At 67.1% G+C, this 19257-nt stretch carries 19 protein-coding genes; 8 read left to right on the forward strand and 11 right to left on the reverse strand.

The window, feature by feature from the left end; translation table 11 throughout:
* Positions 1-8 precede the first annotated feature (8 nt).
* Positions 9-1313 carry a flagellar hook protein FlgE gene (locus ACFQ4E_RS06355; RefSeq protein ID WP_386802102.1) on the reverse strand — a complete coding sequence of 435 codons (1305 nt, stop codon included), beginning with the start codon at positions 1311-1313 and terminating at the stop codon, positions 9-11.
* A 108-nt stretch (positions 1314-1421) separates the two neighbouring features.
* On the reverse strand, positions 1422-3296 hold the full coding sequence (locus ACFQ4E_RS06360) for a hypothetical protein (RefSeq protein WP_386802103.1): 1875 nt from the start codon (positions 3294-3296) through the stop codon (positions 1422-1424).
* Positions 3297-3389: 93 nt separating this feature from the next.
* Here ACFQ4E_RS06360 and flgF point away from each other — a divergent pair, with 93 nt between their 5' ends.
* From flgF to ACFQ4E_RS06385, 5 genes are all read left to right on the forward strand, one after another.
* Complete coding sequence (flgF, locus tag ACFQ4E_RS06365) at positions 3390-4136, forward strand: flagellar basal-body rod protein FlgF (protein ID WP_386802104.1); 747 nt, start codon at positions 3390-3392, stop codon at positions 4134-4136.
* Between the two features lie 12 nt (positions 4137-4148).
* The gene (flgG, locus tag ACFQ4E_RS06370) at positions 4149-4934 is read left to right on the forward strand and encodes a flagellar basal-body rod protein FlgG (RefSeq protein WP_386802105.1); all 786 of its coding nucleotides are present in this window, start codon (positions 4149-4151) and stop codon (positions 4932-4934) included.
* On the forward strand, positions 4931-5587 hold the full coding sequence (flgA, locus tag ACFQ4E_RS06375; protein WP_386802106.1) for a flagellar basal body P-ring formation chaperone FlgA: 657 nt from the start codon (positions 4931-4933) through the stop codon (positions 5585-5587). Before flgG ends, flgA begins: the two co-directional genes overlap by 4 nt.
* Positions 5584-6339 carry a flagellar basal body L-ring protein FlgH gene (flgH, locus tag ACFQ4E_RS06380; protein WP_386802107.1) on the forward strand — a complete coding sequence of 252 codons (756 nt, stop codon included), beginning with the start codon at positions 5584-5586 and terminating at the stop codon, positions 6337-6339. The genes flgA and flgH overlap by 4 nt, the downstream gene beginning before the upstream one ends.
* Positions 6340-6425: 86 nt before the next feature.
* Entirely contained in the window at positions 6426-7052 is a 627-nt protein-coding gene (locus ACFQ4E_RS06385) for a hypothetical protein (protein WP_386802108.1), read from the forward strand.
* 3 nt (positions 7053-7055) lie between these two features.
* Here ACFQ4E_RS06385 and ACFQ4E_RS06390 read toward each other — a convergent pair whose 3' ends face one another.
* The 9 genes from ACFQ4E_RS06390 to ACFQ4E_RS06430 all read right to left on the reverse strand — a co-directional run bounded on the left by ACFQ4E_RS06390 (position 7056) and on the right by ACFQ4E_RS06430 (position 17497).
* Entirely contained in the window at positions 7056-7721 is a 666-nt protein-coding gene (locus ACFQ4E_RS06390; protein ID WP_386802109.1) for a flagellar hook assembly protein FlgD, read from the reverse strand.
* An 8-nt stretch (positions 7722-7729) separates the two neighbouring features.
* Positions 7730-9715: a flagellar hook-length control protein FliK gene (locus ACFQ4E_RS06395; RefSeq protein WP_386802110.1), complete on the reverse strand. Its 1986-nt coding sequence runs from the start codon at positions 9713-9715 to the stop codon at positions 7730-7732.
* Positions 9712-10449: a sigma-70 family RNA polymerase sigma factor gene (locus tag ACFQ4E_RS06400; RefSeq protein ID WP_386802111.1), complete on the reverse strand. Its 738-nt coding sequence runs from the start codon at positions 10447-10449 to the stop codon at positions 9712-9714. The genes ACFQ4E_RS06395 and ACFQ4E_RS06400 overlap by 4 nt, the downstream gene beginning before the upstream one ends.
* 84 nt (positions 10450-10533) lie before the next feature.
* Entirely contained in the window at positions 10534-11145 is a 612-nt protein-coding gene (locus ACFQ4E_RS06405; RefSeq protein WP_386802112.1) for a hypothetical protein, read from the reverse strand.
* Positions 11146-11553: 408 nt separating this feature from the next.
* Entirely contained in the window at positions 11554-12513 is a 960-nt protein-coding gene (locus tag ACFQ4E_RS06410; protein WP_386802113.1) for a flagellar motor protein MotB, read from the reverse strand.
* 18 nt (positions 12514-12531) lie between these two features.
* A complete protein-coding gene (locus tag ACFQ4E_RS06415) occupies positions 12532-13005 on the reverse strand; it encodes a MucR family transcriptional regulator (protein ID WP_386802114.1) in 474 nt (157 codons plus the stop codon).
* A 418-nt stretch (positions 13006-13423) separates the two neighbouring features.
* Entirely contained in the window at positions 13424-15250 is a 1827-nt protein-coding gene (locus ACFQ4E_RS06420; protein WP_386802115.1) for a tetratricopeptide repeat protein, read from the reverse strand.
* Positions 15240-16502, reverse strand: coding sequence for a hypothetical protein (locus ACFQ4E_RS06425; protein WP_386802116.1), 1263 nt, complete (start codon positions 16500-16502; stop codon positions 15240-15242). Before ACFQ4E_RS06425 ends, ACFQ4E_RS06420 begins: the two co-directional genes overlap by 11 nt.
* Positions 16499-17497, reverse strand: coding sequence for a hypothetical protein (locus ACFQ4E_RS06430; RefSeq protein WP_386802117.1), 999 nt, complete (start codon positions 17495-17497; stop codon positions 16499-16501). Before ACFQ4E_RS06430 ends, ACFQ4E_RS06425 begins: the two co-directional genes overlap by 4 nt.
* Positions 17498-17631: 134 nt before the next feature.
* On the opposite strand from ACFQ4E_RS06430, the gene motA reads away from it, so the two are divergent.
* From motA to ACFQ4E_RS06445, 3 genes are read left to right on the forward strand one after another with little or no spacing between them, the layout of a single operon-like run.
* A complete protein-coding gene (gene motA / locus ACFQ4E_RS06435; RefSeq protein WP_386802118.1) occupies positions 17632-18498 on the forward strand; it encodes a flagellar motor stator protein MotA in 867 nt (288 codons plus the stop codon).
* Positions 18495-18734 (forward strand): hypothetical protein, encoded by a 240-nt coding sequence (locus ACFQ4E_RS06440; RefSeq protein ID WP_386802119.1) that lies wholly within the window; start codon positions 18495-18497, stop codon positions 18732-18734. The genes motA and ACFQ4E_RS06440 overlap by 4 nt, the downstream gene beginning before the upstream one ends.
* Complete coding sequence (locus tag ACFQ4E_RS06445) at positions 18731-19147, forward strand: hypothetical protein (protein WP_386802120.1); 417 nt, start codon at positions 18731-18733, stop codon at positions 19145-19147. The genes ACFQ4E_RS06440 and ACFQ4E_RS06445 overlap by 4 nt, the downstream gene beginning before the upstream one ends.
* Positions 19148-19257: the final 110 nt, after the last annotated feature.

Below are 19257 nucleotides of genomic sequence, written 5' to 3' on the forward strand. Positions count from 1 at the left end.
GCCCCGGCCTATCGCTTGATCTGCAGGGTTTCCTCGAGCATCTGATCGGAGGTGGTCACGATCTTGGCGTTCGAGGAATAGGCGCGCTGCGCCTCGATGAGATCGGTCAGCTCGCCCGCCACGTCGACATTCGAGCCCTCGAGCGCATTGGCCGTCACGCTGCCCGAGCCGCCGGCGCCAGCCGAGAGGATCGACACCGGGCCGGAGCTCCGCGAGACGCGGTAGGCGTTGCCGTCGCGCTCGGTCAGGCCGTTGGGGTTGGCGACCATGGCCAGCGGGATCTCGTAGAGCGGCGAGCGGGTGCCGTTGTCGAACACGCCGTAGACGGTGCCGTCGGCTTCGATCTCGGCCCGGAGCAGGTTGCCGGACTGGATGCCGTCCTGCTCGGAGGTCAGGCCGGAATAATCGCCCGCAAATTGCGTGATGCCCGAGAACGCGCCGGGCGCGCCGAGATTGATGTCGATGCTCTGCGGCGTGGTGGCGTTGTCGAGCGTCAGCGTCGCGGCGCCGGTCGCGGGGTTGAAGGCAAAGGCCGCGGGCGCGGTGCCGAGGTTGGTGATGTTGGTGTAGCTGAGCGGCGAGCCCGCGGTCGGGCCGCTGTCCGAGAAGGTCACGTCGACCGAGCCCAGAACGCCGCTCGTCGTGTCCGACACGGTCAGCGTCCAGAGGTTGTCGGTCGCGGTGGGCTGCCAGGAGAACTGGACCCGCTCGGCTTCACCGAGGGCGGTGAAATACTCGGCCGAGGACACGAAGGGCGCGCCCGGCGTGGCGACGCCTGTCGTCTGCGAGGGCAGGTTGGCGACGATGCTCATTTCCGAGGTCGGGTTGCCGTTGATCGTCCGGTTGGCGATGTTGACAGTTGTCAACTGGCTCATCGAGTTGCCATCCGCCGCCGAGAGCGTGCCGTCGGCATTGTAGGGGCGGCCGGCAAGATAGAGCCCTGCGGCGTTGACGAGGTTGCCATCCTCGTCCGGCAGGAACGATCCCGCGCGGGTCAGCGCGTAGTTGGCCTCGTTCGGATCGTTGACGAATTTGGAGACGACGAAGAAGCCTTCGCCCGAGATGGCCAGGTCGGTGGAGCTTGTGGTGGTGCGCAGCGCGCCCGCCTCGGCGACCTCGGTGCGGTCATTGGCGCGGACACCGGCCCCTTCGGTCAGCTCGCTCGAGCCGGTGACCGAGGTCACGAGCTGGCTGAAGCTGCGCTTGTAGCCGTCGGTATTGGCGTTCGCGATGTTCTGCGAGATGTTGCCGACGCGCTGAGAGTTCGCGGACAGTCCGCTGATCCCGATCTGCATCGCTTGCGAGAGGCTCATGTTCCTGTCTCCTGCCTTTTTTATACGGAATTTCTTCCATTTCTTGCCGAAGACGAAATAGAAGAGCGAAGTTTCGAATAGTTTAAAGGATAGGATAATTCTTTATGCCTATCCTTGCGTTTCTTCCTGACCCAGTTCGTTCAGGCGATTGAGGCTGCGTTCGGCCTCGTCCATCTCGGCCTCGATGGCGTTGCGGCGCAGCGGCAGGAGATCGGGTCGCGTGGCGCCGATCTCCGAGGCGAGCCCGGCCCAATGCGGCACTTCCGCAAGTTCCGGAAGTTCGGCGGCGAGCCGCACGACATCGTCGCCCCGACCGGCGCGATGGGCGGCCAGAAGAAGGCGCGCGGCCTCGGCCTCGCCGAAGGCCTCGCGGCCCTCGGCGCGCAGGGTCTCGTAGGCCAGCATCGCCGCTTCCCAGTCGCCGCGGGCGTAGAGCGCCTCGGCCTTCAGGGCCAGGACCCGCGCCGACGGGGTTTCGGGCGTTAGCGAGAGAAGCTCGTCGGTCAGGCCGGTCGCCTGAAAGGCCTGTGCGCGCAACACGGCGGCGCGCGCGGCCAGGTCGCGGTTCTCGCTGGTCAGAGCGGCGCTGAGGATCTCGGCGGCGCGGCTGTCCTGCCCGCCTGCGAGAAGCGCCTCGGCCTCGTCGAGGCGCAGGCTGTCGCGGCGTTCGGGCGCGATGCTCGCAAGGCCCAGATCATGCGCGACGGCGATATGGTCGCGGATCTCGCCGAAGCGTTCGGCGGCGGCGGTGGTGGCGCCGAGCTCCAGCAGGCGGTTCGCGAGCCGCTCGGTATAGCGGTCGAAGCCCGGCGCGAAGCGGTAGTCGAGTGTCAGGCGGTCATGGCCGTCGACAAAGGCCGAGAGCGGCAGATCGCCCTTGGCCCCGGCGCTGTAGAAGGCGTCGAGAAGGCTGTCGGCTTGCTCGACCGCCGCCGCGGCGACGGTCGGATCGATCTGGGTCTCGGAGAGGTCGGCGAGGATCTCGAGCGCGCGGACGCGGTCTCCGGTCTCGACCAGGGCCGCGACGAGCCGCTCCAGCAGAACGATTTCCAGAGGGTCGCCGCGCCACATCCAGCGCGCGACCTCGAGAAGCTCGACCGCGTCTTCGGCGGTCAGCGTGCCAGTGCGCTGTCCGAGCGCGACGATCGCGAGCCGCGCCTCCTGCGCGGCGCGATCCCGGCCCTCGGCGGCGCGGCGATAGCTGTCGAGCGCGGCAACATCCTCGCCCCCGGCCTCGGCCACCCGGCCCAGGAGATAGTGGTAGACCGGGGCGTCGCTGAGGCCCGGCACATCCGCGAAGCGCATGGCGAGGTCGCGCGCGGTGCGCCATTCCTCGATCTCGACCGCATGCGAGAAGAACACGGGAAGCGCGCGCGAGAGGAGCGGAACCGGCAGGCTGTCGAGACGCTCCAGCGCGGCGGCGAAGCCCGGGACGTCATAGGCCCCGACGAAGAGCCGCGCGAGCGCATCATAGAGCGGCGCGTCGGGCCAGGTCTCGGGCATGGGCGGCGGCGGGCTCGACTGGCGTGCGGCGCCCTCCATCTCGAAGACGCCGATGGCGATGTCGAGCGCGGCGGCGCGGGCATCCGCCTCGGGTGCGTAGGCGGCGTCGAGATAGGCGCGGGCCTCGGGCAGGAAGCCATGCGCGAGATGCAGCGCCGCGAGGGACAAAAAGGTCTCTTCATGCGGGATCTGATCGGCGGCGAGCGCGCCGAGGAAACGCGTGCGCGTCTCGAAGAAAGGCTCGTCGGCGATCTCGGGCAGGCGCAGGGCCGGGAGGGGTCCCAAGGGGCGGCGCGGTTCTGCGGGCGCGACCTTTTCGGGCGGTGGGGCTTCGGCGACACGCTCCGGTGCCCGGTCCACGGATCCCGTGCCGGGCCACGCAAGCTCGGCGCGCGCGCCGAGATCGGCGGCGTCGGGGGGATCCATGCCGAATACCAGCGCCGGGGCTCCGGCGGCGATCAACAGGAGCGAATAAACCATGCCTCAGTTTTTTCTATTCTTGATTTTTGAGAACTGTTCTATAAGAATAAATAAAAAATCAAGAAAAAATGGCTTAGGCAGGGCCGAAACAAAATGGACAGTGCGAGCTATATCCCGATCTCGCTGGCGAGCGCGTTGCAGCGCGACCTGGACGTGACCGCGAACAATATCGCCAACGCCAACACCACGGGCTTCAAGCGCGAGCGTGTGGCGTTCGAGACCTACATGCACCAGGAAAACGCGACCGGCGAGGAGGTGAGCTTTGTCGTCGATGGCGGCTCCTATCTCGACGCGTCAGCGGGCGCGCTGGAGCATACCGGCAACCCGCTTGACCTGGCCATCGAGGGCGAAGGCTGGTTCGCCTACGAGACCGAGGACGGCACCCGCGCCTATGGGCGCGACGGGCGTCTGGTGCTTGATGGGCAGGGCAATCTGGTCACGCTGAACGGGTCGCGGATCCTCGATTCCGGCGGCGGCGCGATCGCGCTCGATCCGGCCCTCGCGACATCGGTGGCGATTGCCGAGGACGGCACGATGACCGGGCCGGACGGCGCGCCCATCGCGCGCGTCGGGCTCTTCGAGATCGCCGATCTGCAGTCCTACGAGCGCCGCGGCGGCGGGATGTTCGTCGCGCCCGAGATCGGCGCGGCCCCGCCGGTTCCCTCGCCCACCACGCGGGTCGTGCAGGGTGCGGTCGAGGGCAGCAACGTCCAGCCCGTGACCGAAATGACACGGATGATCGAGATCCAGCGCGCCTACGAGCGCGCGATGAAGCTGATGAGCACCGCCGACGATCTGCGCAAGGATGCGATGCGCCGTCTGGCCAGCCCCACGGGATAAGGAGACAGGACGATGAAAGCGCTCGGAATCGCGGCGACGGGGATGCTCGCGCAGCAGACCAATGTCGACGTCATCTCGCACAATATCGCCAACGCCAACACCACCGGGTTCAAGGCCCGGCGAGCGGCGTTCCAGGACCTGATCTACGAGAACCGCAAGCGCGAGGGCACGCTGACCGCCGAGGCGGGCTCGGCCCGGCCGACCGGCGTCGATGTGGGTCTCGGCGTGCAGACCGCGGGCGTCGTCCGGCTGGCGACGCAAGGCGGCCTCGCGCAGACCGAGAACCGCACGGATGTGGCCATCGACGGGCGCGGCTTCTTCACAGTGCTGATGCCCGATGGCGGCACCGCCTATACCCGCGACGGGGCGTTCCAGATCTCGGCCGAGGGCCAGCTCGTGACCCTGCAGGGCTTCGAGGTCGATCCCGGCATCGTCGTTCCGCAGAACACCATCCAGCTCGACATCACCGAGGACGGCACGGTCTCGGCCTTCGTCGAGAACGACCCGGTGCCGGTCGAACTGGGCCGCCTGACGCTTGCGACCTTCGTCAACGAGGCAGGGCTCCGGGCGCTTGGCGGCAACATGCTGCAGGCGACGGTCGCCTCGGGCGACGCGCTTCCGGCCAATCCCGGCGATCCGGGGGTCGGCCTGGTGCGGCAGGGGTATCTGGAGAACTCCAACGTCAACATCATCCAGCAGATCACCGACCTGATCGCGGCGCAGCGCGCCTATGAGATGAACTCAAAGACGATCGAGACCGCCGACCAGATGCTCTCGACCGCCAACCAGATCAAATGATCCGCGCCTGTCTTCTCGCGGCCCTCTGGCTGACCCCCGGGATCGCCGGAGCCGCGCCGCTGGCCGAGCTGATCGAAGAGAAGACGCGCGCGACGCTTGGCCTGCGCGTGCCGGACACGGCCGCGATCCGCGTCGCCTTCACCGCGAAGCCGGTGGACGAGGCGATGGTGCTCTCGGCCTTCTGGATGGACGAGGGCACCGGCCAGTTCCTGGCCAATGCCGTGACCGAGGCGGGCGGCGTGCACCGGATCGGCGGCGTCGCCGTGGTCTCGGTGCCGGTCACCGTGCCGACCCGGTCGATCATGCCCGGCGAGATCATCGGCGCGGGCGATCTGGAAAGCGTGGACCTGCCCCTGGGCCGGATCGGAGCCTTCACCCTGAGCGATCCCGAGAGCCTGATCGGCAAGGAAGTCAAGAGCCTCCTCACCGCGGGCCGGCCGGTGATGGCGCAGGCGGTGCAGGAGCCGCTCGTGATCGCGCGGGGCGCCGAGGTGTCGATCCGCTTCAGCGACGGCCAGCTCAGTCTCTCGGCCCCGGGCCGCGCGCTGCGCGACGCCCATGTCGGCCAGGAGGTGAAGGTCGTGAATATCGCAACGAATGCCACCGTGATCGGCGTGGCCACCGCAACCGGAGACGTGGAGATTCCGCGATGACCCGCCCCACCCCGCTTCGCGCCCTCCCGGCGCTCGGTCTTGCCCTTCTGACCGCCTGCACCGGCGCCCTGCCGGACAGCGACCCGATGCCCTCGCCCATGGGCAGCGGCATCGAGGAGGTCAGCCGCGTCCAGGTGCCGATGCCGCCGCCCGATCTGCCCGAGCCGATGCTTCGCGCCGAAAGCGCGTCGCTCTGGCAGCGCGGCAATGCGAGCTTCTTCGCCGATCAGCGCGCCGAGCGCGTCGGCGATCTCCTGACCATCGTGATCGAGATCGACGACAACGCCCAGCTTCGGAACCAGACCCAGCGCAAGCGCGAGGGGCAGACCAATCTCGGGACGCCGTCGCTCTTCGGCTATGGCGACCAGCTGGGCAAGATCCTGCCCGGCGTCGATGACGACGCCTTCGCGGGCAAGGACCTGATCGCGATCTCCGGCGGGCAGGACGTGACCGGCTCGGGCTCGATCAACCGCAACGAGACGATCAACCTGCGCGTCGCGGCGCTGGTGGTCGAGCGGCTGCCGAACGGCAACCTCGTCGTCGCGGGCCGTCAGGAGGTCAAGGTGAACCACGAGCTGCGCGATCTGCGCGTCTCCGGCATCATCCGGCCCGAGGATATCCAGCGCGACAACTCGATCCCCTACGACAAGATCGCCGAGGCTCGCATCAGCTATGGCGGACGGGGACAATTGTCCCGCCAGCAGAAGGTGCAATATGGCGAGGGCGTCATGGATGTGATCCTGCCCTACTGATAGCCAGCTCCTTCCACGGTTTGGCCGCAATTCGCGACGATCTTCACGGCTGCTGAGTCTGCCAACGAAGAAAGCCGTACATCGCGATGTCCAAACTGACGATTCTGCTCGCCGGTCTGCCTGTCCTGAGTGTCGGGCTGGGATTCGGTGCGGGCTATCTGCTCGATCCGTCCGGTTCCGATGCCCACAGCTCTGCCGCGCTCCATGCCGACGCGCCCGCCGCGCAGGACGGCGTGAAGCCCACGGCCGGAAAGGCCAGCGGTCATGCTCCGGTCACCGCCAAGGCGCATGCGCCCGCGGCGACCGCAGATCATGGCGGCGACGGCGACGTGATCGTCCAGTCCCCCACCAAGGCCAAGGAGGTCGGCCCCGGAATCAAGCCTGAACTCGACGGCCGGGTGATCATGCTGGGACGCATCACGCTGCCGGTCCAGAAGGCGCGGTCGGTCAGCTATATCGTCGCCGATCTTGGCGTGGCCCTGCCCGATCCGCAGATCGCCGAGAGCTACAGCAGCCCCGAGACCGCGATGCGGCTCCGGGATGCGGTGCTGACGGAATTGACGAAAGCGGCGGGCGGCCCGGACCTCAAGGGCGCGAGCATCGATACCGACGCGCTGTCGGACCGGCTGCGCTCGGTCCTGGCCCAGAGCTACGCGGATGTGGAGGACGTGCTGTTTCTGTCCTTCTACAAGGCCGACGTTCCGCGCGTCTGACGTCTACCTGACCGCCATCACCTCGGAGGACGCGATCTCTTCGCCCGAACCGAGCCGCAGGTAGGCGGCGCCGTCGCGGAAGACGAGGCTGTCGACCTTGGCCTCGGAAAAGCTCGTGTAGCCGACGCGATCGCCCGCGGCGTCGGTCGCGACCACCGCGATGCGGTAGGTCCCCGGCGGCACCGCGAGCCCTTCGCGGTCGAGCCCGTTCCAGTGAATGTCGTGGCGCGTTCCGGCCTCACCCGAGAGGCCGGTGAAGCGGCGGAGCACCGTGCCGTCCGTACCGAGCACCTGCGCCTCGACCTTCGCGGCCGGACGATCCAGGCGGAACGCCATCTCCGCGCCATCCGTGCCTAGCTTGACCTCGGAGCTCGGCACCGACACCGACCGCCCGATCAGACCGACATCGGCCATGGAGCCGAAGCTCGACAGCGCGGTCGAGATCCGCTCGAGCGTATCGTTGGTCTGGATCGATTGCTCGACCTGGCTGAGCTGCGCGAGCTGGCTGACGAAAGTGGTCGAATCCATCGGCTTCAGCGGGTCCTGGTTGGCGACCTGCGCGGTCAGGAGCTTCAGGAAGCTTTCGTAATCGGCCGAGAGCGACTGCCGTGCGGCATCGGCCTTGGTCTGAAGCGCGGCGCCGGTGGGCGCGAGGGGATCGATGGTCATGGCGGTCCTCAGGTCAGGATATCGAGACGGCCCGCGCCTTGCGCCCTGGGCCGGAGAGTGGTGCGGAGCGGCTCGGTCGGCTCGTCGCTCTCGGATCGTGTCCCGAGGCGGTGCCGACTGTCCTCAAGCTGCGTGTTCTGGCGCGGCTGGTTGAACTCCTCGAAATCGAGCGCCGCGTCGCCCAGGCCCGGCTGGCTGTCGCCGAGCACGCTCATCAGAAGCGCGCGGTCGGAGCGCAGCGCGGCCAGAACCGCGGGATTCTCGGCGCGCAGGACGACGCGCAGCTGACCGGTCTCGTCGGTCTTGAGGTCGATCTCAATCGACCCGAGACCGCGCGGCGCGAGCTCGATCACCGTCCGCCCCTCGCTGATCCGGGTGCGACCGATCTGGTCGGAGACCGAGGCGGCAAGGCCCGGGCTATGGGCCTGTGCCTGCGGCTTGTGGGTTTCGAGCGGCGCGCGCGGGCCCTGCAGTTCGCTGCGATGCGCGGGCTCCGGCAGGGGCGCTTCTGTAAGGATCGGGGAGGTCGCGCTCCGCTCCGGAAGGGCGTCGTCCACTGGGGCGGAAGTGATGCCGGATGGGGGCAGATACGGGTTCGGACGGGCGACATCTGCGCGGCTCGCCGCTGCGAAGAGCCGCGCGCCAAGGTGGCGCGGAGGGGAGATTTCGCTGGGGCCAGTTTCGACCTTGCGGATCCCGAGATCCGCAGCGGCGCGCGGCTGTCCGTCGGCCCGGGGGGCCAATGCGGCGATCGCGGTGGCGATGGGGATGGCTCCCTGCGCGGCGGGACGGTCGGGCGACGCGGTTTGGGGCGTGGAGACGGCAGCGCCGGGCGGTGTCGGGCTGTCTGTCTGCGAGGGAGGCAGCGCGACGGGCGTTGCGGCACGTGAATCGAGGCGGGGTGCTTGGACGACGGTGGCTTGGGTCGGGGTCACGGCGCCACGCGGATCGGACCTCGGGCCGGTCTCGGTCAGGGTGTCTTTGGATTGGGTGAAAGCCGGAGGCGCAGCGATGTCGGAGATGGGGTTCTGCACCGGCGCGGGCCGAGCGTTGGTCTCGGGAACCGCAGGTTGTGATCGCGGGCTGTCCGAGACAGACGCCGAGGCCCTTTGCGGTTCGGCGGCAGCGGTCGTGGGTGTCTCCGCGTTCTGAGCGATGGGACCGGGAACGGGGTCGGTTCGCGTCGCGCTGATCGGACTTGCCTGCGCCGAGGCCGCGTCCGTCACGGGGCGATCCGATTGGGACGTGGCGTCGGTGACGGCGGCCCCTGCAGTTGCGGGCGGCTTAGTTGTAGCGACGTCAGTGATAGGATGCTTTGGCGCGGCAGGGCGCTGCTCCGCGGACGCTGTTTCCGGCTCGCGGGGCGCGCTTGACCCTTCCTTGATCGGCGTCGCGACGGAGGATGACGCGCTCGGCTCTGCGGGCTTGGGTGCGGCGTCGCCCGGCGGGTTCTGAAATGCGCGCGACGCAACCGCGGGCGCGGCGTCCCGGATCCAGTCGGGCCGCATCGACGCTCCCTGTCCGGGCCGGGGTGCTTCGGTGTCCGGTGCGTTAGAGAGCGGAGCGAGTTGCTCGCGGATTGTTTCGATCCGCTGGTCCAGCGCGGCGGCGATATCTTCCGCCGTCACCTCGATGGGCGTGCGGGGCTGGACGCCCTTGAGCGCCTGCGCGACGGGGGCGGCCAATCCGTCGATAGCCGCGAGCGCGCGCAGGGCGGCGTCGAAACTTGCTTCGATACGCGCCAAGCCGGCCTGGCTCGGCAGCTCGTCGCCGTCGAGGCTCGCGACGATCTCGTCCCGGAGCGCCATGGCGGCGGTCAGGAAGTCGTCTACGGTCTGCTGATCGGGCGTGCCGATCTCCGGCTCGGCATCGGCATTACCGTCGCCGCCGGACAGAAGCGCAGCGAAGCGCTCGGAGCCGTCATGCTCCGCGACGGGCGTCGACGCGCCGGCCCCGCGCAGAACGCTGCGGAATACACCAAGTATATCAGTCACTGCAGAACCGCCATCGAGAAGCCCCGCGCGACCAGTTTCTGACGCAGACGACCGAGCGCGCGGGTCTCGATCTGGCGCAGTTTTGCGGGCGACACGCCAAGCTCCTTGGCGAGGATCGCGATGGGTTCGGGGCGGGCCGACAGGCGGCGACGGATGACCACCTGCGCCTCGTCGGCGCCGAGCGCGTTGAGGGCGGCCATCAGCTCGGCCCGCATCACGTCCTGCTCGGAGCGCTGGAGCGCCATTTCCTCGGGCGAGAGATCGTCGCTCGGGATGGTCTCGAGAAGCGCGCGCGCCTCGCCCTCGGGCAGCGCATCGAGCCAGACCTGACCGGCGGCGCTGAATTTCGGCATCGTCGTGCCCTCGACCGCGTCGATGGGCGCTTTCCGCGTCTTGGCGGGCAGGTCGATGACCGTGCGCACGCGGCGTGCGGCGGTGCTGAGCTCATTGCGCACCCACCAGGCGCAATAGGTCGAGAAGCGGACATCGTGGCTGAAATCGAAATTGTCCGCGGCGCGCATCAATCCGATCATCCCCTCGGCCACGAGGTCTTCGAGATGTGTGGGGTTGTCGGTCCAGCGACGGGCCTGAGACCAGACCTGTCGGGCATGCGACCGCATCAGCCGCTCGAGCGCCGCCGGGTCGCGGCGCTCCTGCCAGCGGAGGATCGCATCGCGCTCCTCCTCCTGTCCCAGAAGCGGCTCTCGCAGAGCCGCCCCGAAGGATTCAAACATGTCCTGCCTCGGTTTATTCTTACCTTTTCTTGGATGGTAAGCACAAACCTTCAGAAACCGTAAGAAAACAATGGTTAAAGAAGTTTAAACCGAGCCATCCCGGCACAGAGTGTGGGATCGCTGCACAGTTTCACCGAGGGCGAAAGGCAGGACCGCAAGGTCGGAGAACAGCACGAGGCTGAGCTTGCGGCGACAGGCGACGAGATGGTCCAGAAGGGCGCTGCGCACGCTTGCGCGCTGCGTGTCCTCGCCGCGGCGGATCACGCCGTGACCGGTGGCGAGGCTCCAGTCGGAGACCTTGGATTCGAAGCCCGCGGCGAAGGCCTTGGCGTCGAGATCGGCGGGAATGCGGCCACCCTGCTGCGCGCAGAAATGCGACCAGAGCGACGCCATCGCGACGGCCTCGTCATCCGCCGAGGAGAAGCAGATTTCCGCCATGTCGATCAAGGCTTTGGCCACTGCCCGGCCGAGCGCCTCGGACAGCACCAGCGAGGTGCAGTCGGGCTGCAGGAAGCGCTGGGGCACGAAGAACACCAGGCATTGTTCCGGCGCTAAGAGGTCGATCTCTTCGGCGAGAAGATCGCCCAGCGACAGGTCCGGCAGGACCAGGGTGCTGTCAGTCAGGACGTCGATATCGACGGCGCCCGCGTCCCGCGTTTCCAGAAAGACCGACCGGACCGGAAGCAGGGCGGCCAACGCCCTGGCTATTCGGATCGCTCCGCCCCCTTCGGCTTCGACGATATCACCACGCCAAAGCCCCTCAAGAATAGTCTTGGAGTACATGCTGCTCTTGCCCGCATTTTTAGTTTTTTATTAAGGATTAATGTACCAGAGGCGATTCGCTCAAAAAAGCCTCCGGGAGGCGAAAAATGGCCGGTACTTTAAATCATCAGGCGAGAGTTTTGATTTTTATATCGAAGTGATGAAGTCAGATTTCGAAAGTTACTGTTTTTTAACGATAATTTTTTAGAGCCCCATCATCACTAATCGCTTTTCGCAACGCCGCTTTTACGTTTTGTGCAAAAATGCAATCGAGTAATCGCCCAATGATTGCGCAGATTTGCGTGTCCTAACGGCCTCTACCGCAAGGATTGCAAGCCCGGATCAGATCTCGGGGTAGGCGAGGAGGACGCTGATGCGGCGGTTCTCGGGAGCCTGGGGATTCTCGGGAATCAGCGGCTCCATGTCCGCGAGGCCGGAAACCCGGGCGACGCGACCGGCATCGAGGCCGGCGGCGATCAGGACGCGGCGGGTCGCGTTGGCGCGATCCGAGGACAGATCCCAGTTGTCGGCCAGCGAGCGCTCGGAGAACGGCACCGCGTCGGTGTGGCCCGAGATCATGACCGGCTGGTCGAACGGCGCGATGGAGCGCGCGATGGCCTCGATCACGGTGCGGGTGCGCGCGTCGATCTGCGAGCTGCCGGAGGCGAACATCGAAGACCCGGCATTGTCGATGATCTGGACCTCGAGCCCCTCGGACGTCCGCTCGAAGCGCAGATGTCCGATGATCTCGTCGGCGAGACCGGAGTCGCGGATCGCCTGTTCGATATCGGCCTCGACCGCGTCGAGCGTCTCTTCGCGGCGCGCTTGGGCCATCTGGCGTTCGAGCTCGGCATCGGTCAGCTCGCCCTCGGCATCCGCGTTGGCGCTGGTCTCGGCCGGGGCGCTTTCGCCCTCGTCGGCATATTCCACGACGATCTCGGGAGACTCGTCGTAGCGCAGACGGCTGTCGAACACGGCCAGGGGATCGGCCTGCCCGAAGGTCGGAAGTTCGGGCGGCTTCGAGGGATCGGTGCTGCCGCCGACGAGCTGGCCGTCCGCCGCGAGCGTCTGTCCATCGAGAAGGCCCGGACCGCCGCCGGACGAATGCGAGAGCACCGGCGTGAAGTATTCGGCGAGGCCCTTGAGCTTCTCGTCATCCGCAGAGTTCAGGATCCACAGCATCAGGAAGAACGCCATCATCGCGGTCATGAAGTCGGCATAGGCCACCTTCCAACCGCCACCATGATGGTCGTGATGCTCTTCGTCGTCGCTCTTGCGGATGATGATCGGCTGATTGGACATGGTCCCGCCCTGCTGCGTTTATCCCGAAACCGGCATGTCGCCGGGCGCGGTCACACCGCGGTCGTGTTTGCCGAAGCCGACCTTCTTGGCGTAGTTCGCCTTGCGCTCCGAATAGCTCGGGGCGACCAGCGGGAAGTCCTCGGCCAGGCCGAACATCCGTCGATAGGCCTCTTCGGACAGGCCGTGCTCCGAGGTGATGTGCCGCTTGAGCATCTTGAAACCCTTGCCGCAGCAGAGGCAGAAGACCTTGTCGCGGGTCACCGCCTCGGTGATCGGCATGCAGGGCTCTGCCGCGGGCGCGGCCTGGATCATCTCGGATGCAAGCGTCGGCTCGGCGGCGCGCGCACCGGCTGCGGGGGCGCGTTCGCTCGAGAACTCTTCGCGCAGACGGCGCAGGAGCTCGACGATATCTTGCGGCCCGACATCGGCGCGGGCTGCGTATGCTGCGACCACCGACGCAATAATGGTGGCGTTCGTGTCCTGACTATTCATTCGAACCTCGGCTCTTCTCGATTTCTACGTGAGGTGCCACTCCGGTCGACAGGGGCTCAACGCCCCGGTGAGTGCGTCCGGCGGGCACGGTCGCTTCTGCGGACCATGAGGACAAAACGCTTCGAAATGCATGGATAGGCTTGGATGATGGTGGAGCTTTCACGGGACCTCCTCGTCACACTCAGCAAATGTCCACTACCTACGCCCGGCTCTGAGTGGTCGATCTGAACGTTAAACGCGCAAACCTTGCATCAGTTCCTGTCGTTAGCCAGAACCTATCCTTCGTCTCGTCCAACTCTCCAATAGATAAGTATCATAAATTAAGAATTGTTCAAAGAACCGTTACTTTTACCACTCAGAATGGCAAACACCCGCCGAATAGGGCGGGTGTCCTGCAATCTTTCGCCGAATGTCCTTCTCAGAGCGCGGCTCGCAGGGATGCCAGCGACGCGGTCCAGTCCTGCGGACTGGCATGGCGGTGGAGCTTGAGACACCCGTAGAACCGGTCGGTGTCGCCCGCCCTGCCCCAGTACCACATGCATTCCGACCCCGCCGGGATCAGGACATGGGTGTCGGGATGCTTGAGCGCGCCGCACATGTGAACGGTGGTGTTGTCGATCGAGAGCACCGTGTCGATCGCGGCCAGTTGGGCGGCGAAACCCGCGAGATCGGTCATCTGGTCGACGCTCTCGTCGGTGATGAAGCGCAGGTCGGGACGCGTGGCGCGGGCGGCCTCGATCTCGGCGTCGTGTTGACCGTATTGCAGGTTGATCACCAGCGCGCCCTTGGGGATCTCGGCCAGGAGCCGCTCGAGCGCGATGCCGCGCAGATGGCCGAGCGGGTTCGCGCTGTGCCAGGCGACGCCGAAGATCCGCCCCGGGCAATAGCCGCGATAGCGCGAGCGCAGCTCGGCCACGCGGCGCGCATCCGGAACGATCAGCGGCTCGGGCCCGGCGAAGGGCGTCTCGACGCCGTCGAGATAGCGGGTGAGATCGCCCAGATAGACGAGCTCTCGCTTGTCCACATGCGCGACCGTGGCCTGGAAGCGTTCGCGCGACAGGACCGACACGCCGGCGGTGTTCCCGGCGAGGAGCGCGTCGAAGCGCGGCTCGGCGACAAAGAAGATCTGCTGGCGCGCGGCGTCGAGCGGCGTCCAGGCCAGGAGCGACAGAAGCGCCAACTGGTCGCCGACACCCTGCTCGGCCCGAAGGAAAATGCGCTCGCGGGCCTCGAGGTTCTCGGGCGCGGCATTGGTTTCGGGTGTCATCGCGCGTGTCGGGCCGTCGAAGCGTTGCGCGTAGAAGGGGACGCCCTCGGCGAAGCGGCCCTCGCGGAAGAGGAAGGTGCCGAACGCCTTGGCGACCTTGCCCGGCGCGCCGGTGACGAGCACGGCCTCGCGATAGGCGGTTTCGGTCGCGTCGGCATCGCCGCGATCCTGGTGGATATTGGCCGCGACGCCCTGCGCCTGGGCAAAGGCGTTGGCATCGGTGAAGGGGTGGCTGTCGACGAGACGGAGCGCCGCGTCGTGGCGGCCGGTTTCGCGGAGCGTGCGCATGTGCAGCGCGACCATGGCGTCGGTCTGCCGTCCGGCGGCCTCTTCGGCGCGATAGAAGGCATCCGCCGCGGTCAGGTCGTTCGACAGGACCAGCGCCGCGAGATGCGCGAGACGGGTCGAGGGCGTTTCGGGCGCGAGGCGCCAGGCTTCCTCGAACCACTCGACGGCGGCGCGAAATTCGTCGGCATCCACCAGCGCGTAGCCCGCGGCGAGGCAGAGCTCGGGATCGGCCACCGCGCGGAGCGCGTTCCCGGCGATCTCGGCGATCTGCGCCTGACGTCCGAAGATCGACATGAGATCGACGAAAATGTGCAGGAGCCCCGCGTCTTCGCTGCCAAGCGAAAAGGCCGTCTCGGCGGAGCGAAGCGCCTGCACCGGGTTCGCGTCGAGAAGCGCGGCTTTCGCCAGACCTTCATGGACCAGCGGAAGATTGGCACCGTGACGCTCGGCCTCGCGAAAGAACGCGGTCGCCTCGCCGCCCTTGCGCGTGGTCAGCGCCGCGCCGCCGAGGATGATCCAGGGGTGCGGATTGGTGGGGGCGTCCTTGCTGAAATCGAAGGCCGTCCGGGCGGCGCTTGCGATGTCGCCGCGAGCGAGCGCGTCATAGGCCCGCTCGAGCTCGCGGACCGCCGGGCCGCGCAGGCGCGCAGGGCTCGACTGGGTGAAATTGGGCGAGGGATCACCGGGCATGGCGCTGCTCCTGCGGCAAGAAGAAGTAATGCACGCGGTCGCCCGCACGCAGGCTGTCACTGACGCGGTAGCGCGCGCTCCGCGCCCAGTCGCGCACGACCGGCAGCATCTCGTCGAGACCGGCCTCGACGATCAGGGCAGGTCTGAGCTTGGCGATCATCGGCTCGAGCGCGGCAAGTCGGTCGAGGGTCCGGCCCGGACAGGCCAGGCGCACGAGATCGGGTGCAATGCTCTCAGGCTGTGCGGCGGGTGCCTCGGGGCCACCGGCGGCGACGAGCTGGGTGTCCTGCAGCTTCAGACGGGCCGCGACACCGTTGCGACGCGCCAGATCGGCGAGGGCCTCGGAGTTCTGGGCGGCGCAGATTTCCACCTGAACCGCGCCCATATGCTTGAGCGCCCAGAGGACCGGCGCGGCCTCGTGCCCGCAGATGTCCAGCATCGACAGCCCCATCGGCAGATGCGCCTCGATCCGGCTGTAGAACTCGGCCTGGGGCAGCCGCCCCTCCAGAAGCGTCGCGGTGTCCGGCGCGTCGAGATCGGCGACGCGCATCTCGATCACCGTGCCGGCATGTTCGACCGGCACGTGGATCGGCGCGAGACCCAGCTCGACGCGGCGCTGCGCCTCGACGCTCTTGACCCAGTCGCGCCCCGTGGCCGAGCGCGGCCCGGTGCTGTGCTGGCCACGCCGGTTGACGAAGAAGATCTCCGGACGCTTGGCGCAGCGATGGCCGTTCCAGAGCGCGCGGTAGAAGCGGTAATCCTCGCCCGTGTCCATGCCGGTCTCGAAGCCGATGGTCGCGGCGACGGCGGTGCGGACGAAGCCTCCAATCTGCACGGCATAGGCCGGATGGGTCGCGAGGAAGGCGTCGCGGCTGTCGAGCCGCTCGGGCTGATCGGGGCGGAGCTGCACCTCGCCGAACTCGTCCTGCTCGCAGATCACGCCCCAGACCGCGTCGAGATGAGGCTCGGCGGCGATCACCCTCCCGAAGGCGTCGAAGGCGTTGGCCGCCACGAGATCGTCGGCGTCGAGGAAGAACACCCAGTCGATCCCGTCCGCGAGCGCCGCCTTCAGCGCGGTGTTCCGGCGCCGGGAGCGGCCATGCTTGCCCTCGGTGTCGTCCATGCGGAGGTGACGGATCTCGGTGAAAGGTCCGGTAGAATACTCCTGCGCGCGCTTTACGGACGGTGCGCATTCGCTCGCGAAGAGATCGGCGTGGCCGGGTCCGACGGGCGTGATGATCGCAAGCTTCATCGCAGGTCATCCTCCGAGAGGCGCGCGTCGGATGCGGCGAAGCTTTCGAGCACGTTAAGCGCCGAATTGCCCGGCGCGGGCTTGTAGGCGAGACGGTCTTCCGGCTCCGGTCCGGTCGGCTGCACCGCGGTGACGACGCTGGCTGACACGAGGCCCAGCGCGGCCATGCCGACAAGGAGCGTGCGGAGACCGCCGACCTTGGCGATCACCGGATGGCGGCCGTTGCGCTTGGGCGTGCTGAGGGTCCCGACCGGATCGAGGGGCGTGACGAAGATGCCCCAGGGGGAAATCCCGACCTCGGCCCGGTGCGCGGTCTCGAGAAATTTGCCCGACAGCGCCCGCGGGAAGGCGGACATCGGCACGTCGATCAGGCAGCCGCGGCTGCTGTCCCAGGGCTCGAGCGCGTCGCGCGGGATGACGAAGCAGCGCAGATCGTCGCGGAGGCCGATCGCCTCGATGCGCTGCGGCAGCGCGGTGCGCTCGATGCGGTCGGGGCAGATGGCGATGCGGACGCGCGCCCCGGCGACCCGGATCTCGGCGGGCAGAAGCGCGGTGTCGTCCTCGTCGAACGAGCCGGGATCGTGGAACCCTTCGGGCAGCGCACGATGCTCGTCGAGCGCCCTGACGCGCCCGGCTTCGGCGACGCGCACCTTCGGCAGCTCGATCTCGGGGGCGGCTGCGTTCGGGTTCAGGACCCGCTCGGCGCGCTGCAGGAGATCGCCCTCGGAGAGAAGGATGCGGGTGAAGGTCTGCGCCTCGGAGAACATGACGCGGACCGAGGGGCACCCGTCGATGGCCGGAGAAATGGCAAAGGCGCCCTGCTCCCACCCCATCGCCTCGGCGATCCGCTCGGGGATATCCTGGTCTGCCTTGATGAACACCGGGCGGGTGGCGCCGCTTCGACCCATGCACAGCGCGACCCGCAAACCTGGGGGCCACTCCGGCATGAGTTCGAGAAGCTCGTCCTCATCGAAGAGGTAAGCCAAACGATCCATGTATACTGCCTCGACACGTTTATTTTATTTATTGCTATTCATGCTATATATTCTTGATTTCGAGTCAAACGCTATTCATCTATTCATTCAAAAGCGCCGCAAAGACGGCACGCATACAACATACGAGGCAGAATATGACGCTCATCATCGGCATTGTGATGGTCTTTGGCCTGGTCTTCGGCGGGTTCATCCTGTCGGGCGGCAAGATGGACATCGTGCTGCACGCCCTCCCCTTCGAAGGGATGATGATCGGCGGCGGCGCGCTCGGGGCCTTCGTGATCGCCAATTCCATGACGGTCGTGAAGGATGCGGCCAAGGGCATCGTGAAGACGATGAAAGGCCCGAAGTGGAAGGAGCAGGATTATACGGACCTGCTGAACCTGCTCTTCGAGCTCGCGCGGATCTACAAGCAGAAGGGCATTCTCGCGCTCGACAGCCATATCGAGAGCCCGAAAGAGAGCGACATCTTCCAGCGCTACCCGAAGATCCTCGCCGACCATTTCGCAATCGAGCTGATCATCGACAGCTTCCGCATGCTGGCCATGCAGTTCGACGATCACTTCCAGACCGAGGACGTGATCAACAAGAAGCTCCGCAAGCATCACAAGGAAAGCGCCGCTGCGGCGGCCGCGATCCAGTCCATGGCGGACGGTCTTCCGGCCATCGGGATCGTCGCGGCGGTTCTGGGCGTGATCAAGACCATGTCCTCGATCGACCAGCCGCCTGAGATTCTCGGCACCATGATCGGCGGCGCGCTGGTCGGCACGTTCCTGGGCGTGTTCCTGGCCTATTGCCTCGTGCAGCCCATCGCCGGTCGCCTGAAGGCGGTCGATGAAGAGGACCACGCCTTCTACCTGATCATTCGCGACGTGTTCGTGGCGATGGTCGCGAACCATCCGCCGAATATCTGCGTCGAGATCGGGCGCGGCAATGTGCCGACCACCAAGCAGCCCGATTTCTACGCCATCGAGGCCTCGCAGCGCGAACTGCCCGCGGCATGATCTTGCGGGCCACGCTTCTCTCGGCTCTCGCCGCGGTCGGCACGTCGGCGCTCGCCGCGACGTCGGCCCCTGCGCCCGAGGACGAGGGCGAGGGCGCGGAGGTCGTCGAGGTGCTGATCGTCCCGGCCCTGCCACCGGCCAACACCGGGCTTCCAGAGGAGATCCTCGACGCCATGCGCGACCGGCTGGTCGAGCAGGCCTCCGCCCGAAAAGACCCCAAGACGCATCGCGAATGACGCAGCGCCGGACCCGGACACTCGCGCTTCTCGAACGGCTGGCCCGGCAGCGTCTCGATGCCGAGGCGCGTGTGCTGGGGCAGCTCCGCGCGGATCTGAGCGCGACCGAGGCCGAGCGCGCCCGGCTGATCGCCAGCGTCGAGACCGATGCCACCCCTCCCGACCAGATCGGCGCCGCCTATACGGGCAGCTGGCTCAACGGTGTCAGCACCTATGCGCAGGCGCTCTCGGCGCAGGCGGTGCATCTGCGCCGCGAGGCCAGCGACGCGCAGGACCGGCTGGCCGAGCTCTACCGCGAAGCCAAGACCTTCGAGCAGCTGAAGGCGCGCGAGACCGAGGCGCGCAAATCCGAACGCGCCGCCAAGGAGCAGGCGCAGATCCGGGCGCATCTCGAACGTCTCCTTCCGGAGTAATCCATGTCCTCAGAAAGCATCCGACCGACGGCACCGCCTTCGGTCGCTGTTGATCTCTTGCGTTTTGCGCGTAATAAATTCGAGAGTTGTGAATTTTTCACAAGGTTCGG

Source organism: Litorisediminicola beolgyonensis, from assembly GCF_042679605.1.
Lineage (GTDB): Bacteria > Pseudomonadota > Alphaproteobacteria > Rhodobacterales > Rhodobacteraceae > Litorisediminicola > Litorisediminicola beolgyonensis.